Raw genomic sequence first — 7554 nt, 5'->3', positions numbered from 1 at the left:
GCTGAAGCCTTGGGTACGACCGATTTGAATGGTGGCGCGCTCTTCAACGCTGAGTTCGGTATAAGACATAGGGGCAGCACCGTACCGGAAAGGTCAGGTGTTGCACTCAGTTTTTGCCGCCGCCCTTGATATTGATCGTCTGGCTAATCGGGTCTGCGGCAAACGCCACGGAAGAACTCAGTGCCAAGATGGCCATCGGGGCGGAAATTGCAAACTTCTTGAACATGATCAGTACCTGCTTTTGATAAGGATTGGCGCGTGAAAACTTTTGTCGGTTGCCGACTTAACTTTCAACGCGGAGGCATGATCAAGTAATTCAACCACAAAGTAAGTAGGAAATTTCACCACTACCCGTAGTTACCGATACCCATGTAAAAGAGAAAAAAAACTGCTTTCAGCAATTAAGATAACAGTGACTCTCAGAACTATACTACATACAGTTTTCAGCAAAAAAACATACAGATTTAAAACTATCCAGAACACTTGTTATTGCGGGCTTACGCACTAATAACGAAACTGACATTCGATTTCACAGTGCTGTAATTAGCACAATTACTCTAAAAAAATACAAAACTTATCCCGCATCGACGACGGCGTCATTTTCGTTGAAGCGTCGCGTCGACCACTGATCCGAATGTCTTGCGCCGGCCATAAGATATATCTTAAGTTGTATCTAAACACGACGAGAGAAGACAGAAATGAGAGACCATCATTCCCCCCACCGCGAGCACGGTGACGGCCGCGACGGCTTCGAGAAACGCCCCGGCCGTGAACGCGGTGGGCGCGGCCCGCGAGTGTTTGCCCCGGGCGACCTGAAATTGCTGCTGCTGGCACTGGTCGCCGAGCAGCCCTGCCACGGGTACGACCTGATCCGCCAGATCGAAGGCATGTTCGACGGCGCCTACAGCCCGAGCCCCGGCGTGATCTACCCGACCCTGACCTTTCTGGAAGAAAGCGAACTGATCAGCGGTGACGCCGAGGGTGGCAAGAAACGCTACAGCGTGACCGACGCCGGGCGCCTGTCCCTGAGCGAGCAAACAGTGGCCCTCGATGGTGTGCGCATGCGCATCGACGTCAGCAAGCGCTCACTGCGCGGCCATGACCGGCCGCCGGAAATCCATGAAGCGGTGCACAACCTGCGCCACGCTTTGCAGTTGCACCACGGGCGCTGGAGCCCGGAAGAAATCCTGCGCGTACGGGATCTGCTCAACAACACCGCCAAAGCGATTGTCGACGGCCCCGCCGTTCAACCTGCCCCGGAGAAAGCCGAATGACTGCAGTCGATACCCAAACCATTCACCGCGTGATGCACGAAATCAAACGCCGTCGCCTGCAAGTGCTGCGTGTGGTCGACCTGACCCCGCGCATGCGCCGCATCACCCTGGGCGGGCCCGAATTGGCCGGTTTTATCAGCCTGGGCACTGACGATCACGTCAAACTGCTGTTCCCGCAGAACGCCGAACAAACTGCCGCACTCGAGACAATGGTGCTCGGTGGCAAAAACGAAGGCCCGATGCCCGAAATGCGCGACTACACCCCGCGTCGCTATGACCTCGACAAACTTGAGCTGGACATCGATTTCGTCCTGCACGGCGACGGCCCTGCCTCGACCTGGGCCGAACAGGCGACGCCGGGCCAATTCCTGCACATCGGCGGGCCACGCGGTTCGATGATCGTGCCGGATATATTCGACAGCTATCTGCTGATCGGCGACGAAACCGCCCTGCCCGCCATCGCCCGCCGCCTCGAAGGTATGGCCGCCAATCGCAAGGCGCTGGTGGTGATCGAAGTGGAAAACGGTGCCGAGCAGCAAACGCTGGAAAGCGCCGCGCAGGTCAATGTGGTCTGGGTACTGCGCGAGGGCGGCACGGATAACCTGCTGACCACCGTCAAGCAACTGCAGGTGCCCAAGGGCAATCTGTATGCGTGGGTGGCGACCGAAACCAAAGTCTCGCGGCAGATTCGCCGGGTGCTGCTGGATGAGCACGGGCTGGATGACAAGTTGGTCAAAGCCGTCGGCTACTGGCGTGCCGAGGGCTCTGAGGAAGAGTGATACCCCCTGTAGGAGCTGCCGCAGGCGGCGATCTTTTGATCTTGTTTTTTTAAGCCAAAGTCAAAAGATCGCAGCCTGCAGCAACTCCTACAGGTACTTTAACTTCGTGCGGGAGCGCCAATGGTCAAGGCCAATCATCGCCAGGCCAATCCCCACAAACCCCGCCAATATCCCCCCGGCATTGATGAACACCTGTGGATAACCCAACACCGCCACATCAATGAACGGATACGCATACGCCCCGAGCAAATTCCCGCGCAGCAATGCGTAAGCGAAATACACCAGCGGATAAATCAGCCACACCGGCAGATGCCACAGGCGCAACGTGCCTTTCGGTACGCAAAACCACCAGTAGCCCAGAAACACCAGGGGCATCACGTCGTGGAGCAATTCGTCGGCGATGAATTGCCAACCCTCGGGATGCCACAAATGCCGCAGCAAAAGACTGTAGGCGAGGCCGACCACAACGATGCTGACTGTCACACCGCTACTGACCCATGGTTGCAAAAACCAGCGCCGTGCGGCGGATTCGCGTGGGGTCACGGCGCAGGTCAGCACGGTGGCCACCAAGGTATTGGTCAACACCGTGAAATAGCTGAAGAAACTCACCAACCCGCCCAGCAGACTGGCCTCGACGCTCAAACGCGCGATAAAAATCAGGTACAGCTGAATGCCCAACCCGGCCCAGCCAAGGGTGGCTGCGAGGGTGATCAAGCGATGGCGCCACACGGCGTCCATCTCAGAGCGGTCGCTTGGTGCGCATCAACTTCACGTACAGACGCTCGACTTTCTCCCGCGCCCACGGGGTTTTACGCAGGAACGTCAGGCTCGACTTGATGCTCGGATCGCTCTTGAAGCAACGAATGTCGATACGCTCCGCCAGCCCCGACCATTCGTAGTGGGCCACCAGCGCGGTGAGGATCTGTTCGAGGGTTACGCCGTGCAGCGGATCGGGGGTTTGTTCGTTCATGCCTGGCCTTTGGGCGAAGTGAAAATGCAGAAGCCGCGCACCTTAGCCGAGGGGCAGACCGGGTGGAAGTGCTTCCTTCAAATGTAGGTCAACCCGCGAAGATCGCAGCCTCGCAGACGCCCGACAATGCGCCCGTTTGCCGCACTGTTACCGAATACGAAACGCTGCATGTCGACAAAAGCACTTTGTCTTTTTGTTACAGATCATTATCCTGCCGCCCTTCCGCTGAATCGCTTCACTGCCTGCGACAAATCGTAGCGGCCAGCTTATCCCCAGAAAAAGACCCAGAAAGACCCATTTATGCCCGATTTTCCGTTGTTTCGAGATAGCGCTATCTCAACCCTGCGCCTGATTGGCGGCTGCACCGCCCTCGGCCTCGCCACCTGCGCCCAAGCCGCTCCCGCGTTCGACAGTGAATCGCCGTACATGCTCGGTGACTGGAACGGCACGCGTACAGAACTCTCGGAAAAAGGTTACGACTTCAAGCTCGACTACACCGGCGAAATGGGCAGCAACCTGCACGGCGGTTACGACCACAATCGCACGGCGCGCTACAGCGACCAGTTCGGCCTCGGCACGCACCTGGACCTGCAGAAGATCCTTGGCTGGGACGACGCCGAGTTTCAACTGACCATCACCAAGCGCAGCGGCAACAACATCAGCAACGACCGCATCAACGATCCGCGCGTCGGTGGCTTCACGTCGGCCCAGGAAGTCTGGGGCCGTGGCCAGACCACGCGTCTGACACAGATGTGGTACCAGCAAAAATTCTTCGATCAGAAACTCGACATCAAGGTCGGCCGTTTCGGTGAAGGCGAAGACTTCAACAGCTTCCCGTGCGACTTCCAGAACCTGGCGTTCTGCGGCTCGCAGGTCGGCAACTGGGTGGGCGGCATCTGGTACAACTGGCCCGTCAGCCAGTGGGCGATGCGCGTCAAATATCACCTGACGCCTGAGTTGTACGCGCAGGTCGGCGCTTACGAGCAAAACCCGTCGAACCTCGATCGCGGCAACGGCTTCAAGTTGAGCGGCAGCGGCACCCAAGGCGCGATCCTGCCGGTTGAACTGGTGTGGACGCCGAAATTCAACGGCCTGCCGGGCGAGTACCGTGCCGGTTACTACTACAGCAACGCCAAGGCCAGCGATGTCTATAAGGACAACAACGGTCAACCCGCCGCCCTGAGCGGCGAAGCCTACCGCAGCGCCTCCAGCAAACACGGTGTGTGGCTCGGCGTGCAGCAGCAAATCACCAGCATGGCCAGCGACAACTCGCGGGGCCTGAGCGTGTTCGCCAACGGCACGATGCACGACAAGAAAACCAACGCCATCGACAACTATGTGCAGGCCGGCCTCGTCTACAAAGGCCTGCTCGCCAGTCGCGCCAAAGACGACATCGGTTTCGCCATGGCCCGCGTCCACGTCAACCCGGCCTATCGCAAAAACGCCGAAAAGAGCAATCAGGCGCGCGCTGTCTACGACTACGACGATCCATCGTTCCTGCCGCCGCAAGACACCGAATACAGCGCCGAACTGTATTACGGCGTGCATGTAACGAACTGGCTGACCGTGCGCCCGAACCTGCAATACATCCGCCATCCGGGCGGTGTGGACAAGGTTGATGACGCACTGATCGGCGGGATCAAGATCCAGTCTTCGTTCTAACCAACACCGAAAAAACCTGTGGGAGCTGGCTTGCCAGCGATAGCGGTGGGTCAGACCGCAGATGTGCCGGCAGATAGACCGCCATCGCTGGCAAGCCAGCTCCCACACGGATCGGGAAAAATTCGTTAGCTAGACAAGTTTTTATCTGAACCATGCCCACGCCAAATCGTCATCTAAAGTGACTACAGCGCGGGACTACATAAACGTCACGGAGAATCACACTATGAGCACCGAAAGTGCTTCGAGTCGGGGCCGTCTGCTACCAAGCCTGCTCGGCATTCTGCTTCTACTGATGGGCCTGGCCATGTTGGCCGGAGGCGTCAAGCTGAGCATGCTCGGCGGCTCGCTGTACTACCTGCTGGCCGGTATCGGCATCGCGCTGACCGGTATTCTGTTGCTGCTGCGTCGTCGCGCGGCGCTGGGCCTGTACGCCATCGTGCTGTTTGCCAGCACCGTTTGGGCGCTGTGGGAAGTCGGTCTGGACTGGTGGCAACTGGTGCCGCGTCTGGCACTGTGGTTTGCCCTCGGTTTCGTGATGCTGCTGCCGTGGTTCCGTCGTCCACTGCTGATCAACGGCCCTGCCCGCATGGGGACTGGCGGCTTGACCGTGGCCGTGGTTTTGGCCGGCGTTACCGCTGTGGCCAGCCTGTTCACCCACCCGGGCGAAACGTTCGGCGAACTGGGCCGCGACACCGCGGACATGACCAGCACCGCACCAGCCATGCCTGATGGCGACTGGCAGGCCTATGGCCGCAGCGAGTTCGGTGACCGTTACTCGCCGCTCAAGCAGATCACCCCGGCCAACGTCGGCAAGCTGCAAGAAGCCTGGCGCATCCAGACCGGCGACCTGCCGAGCGCTGATGACCCGGTTGAGCTGACCAACGAAAACACCCCGCTCAAAGCCAACGGCATGCTCTACGCCTGCACCGCGCACAGCAAAGTGCTGGCACTGGACCCGGACACGGGTAAAGAACTGTGGCGCTTCGACCCGCAGATCAAGAGCCCTGTCGGCTTCAAAGGCTTCGCCCACATGACCTGCCGTGGCGTGTCGTACTACGACGAAGCCAATTACGCCAAGTCTGAAAACGCTGCCTCTGCAGTCATCTCCGAAGCTGGCAAAGCCGTTGCTCAGGCCTGCCCGCGTCGTCTGTACCTGCCAACCGCTGATGCTCGCCTGATCGCACTGAATGCCGACACCGGCAAGATCTGCGAAGGCTTCGGCAACCAAGGCGTGGTCGACCTGACCCAAGGCATCGGCCCGTTCACGGCTGGTGGCTACTACTCCACCTCGCCTGCCGCGATTACCCGTGATCTGGTGATCATGGGCGGTCACGTAACCGACAACGAGTCGACCAACGAGCCATCGGGCGTGATCCGCGCCTTCGACGTGCACGACGGCCACCTCGTCTGGAACTGGGACAGCGACAAGCCGGACGCCACCGAACCATTGGCACCGGGCGAAACCTACAGCCGCAACTCGGCCAACATGTGGTCGCTGGCCAGCGTCGACGAAAAACTCGGCATGGTCTACCTGCCACTGGGCAACCAGACGCCTGACCAATGGGGCGCCGACCGCACCCCCGGTGCCGAGAAATTCAGCGCCGGCATCGTCGCTCTGGACCTGGCCACCGGTAAAGTGCGCTGGAACTACCAGTTCACCCACCACGACCTGTGGGACATGGACGTTGGCAGCCAGCCAACCCTGCTCGACATGAAAACCGCCGATGGCGTGAAACCTGCGCTGATCGCCCCGACCAAACAGGGCAGCCTGTACGTCCTCGACCGTCGTGACGGCACGCCGATCATCCCGATCAAGGAAATCCCGGTACCGCAAGGCGCCGTCAAAGGCGACTTCACCGCACCGACCCAGGCCCGTTCGGACCTCAACCTGCTGGCCCCGGAACTGACCGAAAAAGCCATGTGGGGCGCGAGCCCGTTCGACCAGATGCTGTGCCGCATCCAGTTCAAGGAACTGCGTTATGAAGGCCAGTACACCCCTCCGTCGGAACAGGGCAGCCTGATCTACCCGGGCAACGTCGGCGTGTTCAACTGGGGCGGCGTGTCGGTCGATCCGGTTCGCCAGATGCTGTTCACCAGCCCGAACTACATGGCCTTCGTTTCGAAAATGGTGCCACGCGAGCAAGTCGCCGCCGGCAGCAAACGCGAAAGCGAAACCTCTGGCGTGCAACCAAACACCGGCGCGCCTTACGCGGTGATCATGCACCCGTTCATGTCGCCATTCGGCGTACCGTGCCAGGCTCCGGCCTGGGGCTACGTGGCCGGTATCGACCTGACCACCGGCAAAGTCGTGTGGAAACGCAAAAACGGCACCAGCCGCGACAGCTCGCCAATCCCGATCGGCTTCACCCTGGGCGTGCCTAGCATGGGCGGCTCGATCGTGACGGCCGGTGGCGTTGGCTTCCTCAGCGGCACCCTCGACCAGTACCTGCGCGCCTACGATGTCAACTCCGGTAAAGAGTTGTGGAAAGCGCGTCTGCCAGCAGGTGGTCAAGCAACCCCGATGACCTACACCGGCAAAGACGGCAAGCAATACGTCCTGCTCGTTGTCGGCGGCCACGGCTCGCTGGGCACCAAGATGGGTGACTACGTGATTGCGTACAAACTGCCGGAATAAGATTTAACCGGTAGTAATGAAGGCGATGTCCCGAAAGGGGCATCGCCTTTTTTGTTACCAACAATTCCCCCTGTAGGAGCTGCCGAAGGCTGCGATCTTTTGATCTTGTTTCTGACAATCAACGTCAAAAGATCGCAGCCTTCGGCAGCTCCTACAGGTTGGAATGTGTGGGGTTGTAGGAATTGTGCTTGTCCTACAGATGCTGGAGATTGCGCGGAGATTTCCGACAAGTCG

At 59.3% G+C, this 7554-nt stretch carries 6 protein-coding genes and 1 pseudogene; 4 read left to right on the top strand and 3 right to left on the bottom strand.

The features are described 5' to 3' along the window. Window positions 1-127 precede the first annotated feature (127 nt). Window positions 128-226 (bottom strand): annotated as a pseudogene (locus tag JJD74_RS30925) (adhesin); the annotation flags it as partial. A gap of 472 nt (window positions 227-698) precedes the next feature. On the opposite strand from JJD74_RS30925, the gene JJD74_RS24125 reads away from it, so the two are divergent. After that, window positions 699-1274 carry a PadR family transcriptional regulator gene (locus tag JJD74_RS24125; protein WP_042560784.1) on the top strand — a complete coding sequence of 192 codons (576 nt, stop codon included), beginning with the start codon at window positions 699-701 and terminating at the stop codon, window positions 1272-1274. Next, window positions 1271-2053 carry a siderophore-interacting protein gene (locus tag JJD74_RS24120; protein WP_200616980.1) on the top strand — a complete coding sequence of 261 codons (783 nt, stop codon included), beginning with the start codon at window positions 1271-1273 and terminating at the stop codon, window positions 2051-2053. The genes JJD74_RS24125 and JJD74_RS24120 overlap by 4 nt, the downstream gene beginning before the upstream one ends. A gap of 87 nt (window positions 2054-2140) precedes the next feature. Here JJD74_RS24120 and JJD74_RS24115 read toward each other — a convergent pair whose 3' ends face one another. Both JJD74_RS24115 and JJD74_RS24110 read right to left on the bottom strand, forming a co-directional pair. Beyond that, window positions 2141-2791, bottom strand: coding sequence for a Pr6Pr family membrane protein (locus JJD74_RS24115; RefSeq protein ID WP_042560786.1), 651 nt, complete (start codon window positions 2789-2791; stop codon window positions 2141-2143). 1 nt (window position 2792) lies between these two features. Then, complete coding sequence (locus tag JJD74_RS24110) at window positions 2793-3023, bottom strand: VF530 family DNA-binding protein (RefSeq protein WP_042560787.1); 231 nt, start codon at window positions 3021-3023, stop codon at window positions 2793-2795. Between the two features lie 300 nt (window positions 3024-3323). On the opposite strand from JJD74_RS24110, the gene JJD74_RS24105 reads away from it, so the two are divergent. Then, on the top strand, window positions 3324-4685 hold the full coding sequence (locus JJD74_RS24105; protein ID WP_042560788.1) for a carbohydrate porin: 1362 nt from the start codon (window positions 3324-3326) through the stop codon (window positions 4683-4685). A 223-nt stretch (window positions 4686-4908) separates the two neighbouring features. After that, entirely contained in the window at window positions 4909-7320 is a 2412-nt protein-coding gene (locus JJD74_RS24100) for a glucose/quinate/shikimate family membrane-bound PQQ-dependent dehydrogenase (protein WP_047302947.1), read from the top strand. The last annotated feature ends 234 nt before the right edge of the window (window positions 7321-7554 follow it).

Origin of the sequence: Pseudomonas sp. MF6776, from assembly GCF_016613125.1 — a bacterium.
GTDB classification, from domain to species: domain Bacteria; phylum Pseudomonadota; class Gammaproteobacteria; order Pseudomonadales; family Pseudomonadaceae; genus Aquipseudomonas; species Aquipseudomonas iridis.
This window is presented reverse-complemented; position numbering and strand designations above follow the sequence as displayed.

Excerpts from the sequence above, each read along its gene's own strand:
- JJD74_RS24115 (WP_042560786.1), bottom strand. The coding sequence starts at position 2,791 with ATGGACGCCGTGTGGCGCCATCGCTTGATCACCCTCGCAGCCACCCTT.
- JJD74_RS24110 (WP_042560787.1), bottom strand. The coding sequence starts at position 3,023 with ATGAACGAACAAACCCCCGATCCGCTGCACGGCGTAACCCTCGAACAG.
- JJD74_RS24105 (WP_042560788.1), top strand. The coding sequence starts at position 3,324 with ATGCCCGATTTTCCGTTGTTTCGAGATAGCGCTATCTCAACCCTGCGC.
- JJD74_RS24125 (WP_042560784.1), top strand. The coding sequence starts at position 699 with ATGAGAGACCATCATTCCCCCCACCGCGAGCACGGTGACGGCCGCGAC.
- JJD74_RS24120 (WP_200616980.1), top strand. The coding sequence starts at position 1,271 with ATGACTGCAGTCGATACCCAAACCATTCACCGCGTGATGCACGAAATC.
- JJD74_RS24100 (WP_047302947.1), top strand. The coding sequence starts at position 4,909 with ATGAGCACCGAAAGTGCTTCGAGTCGGGGCCGTCTGCTACCAAGCCTG.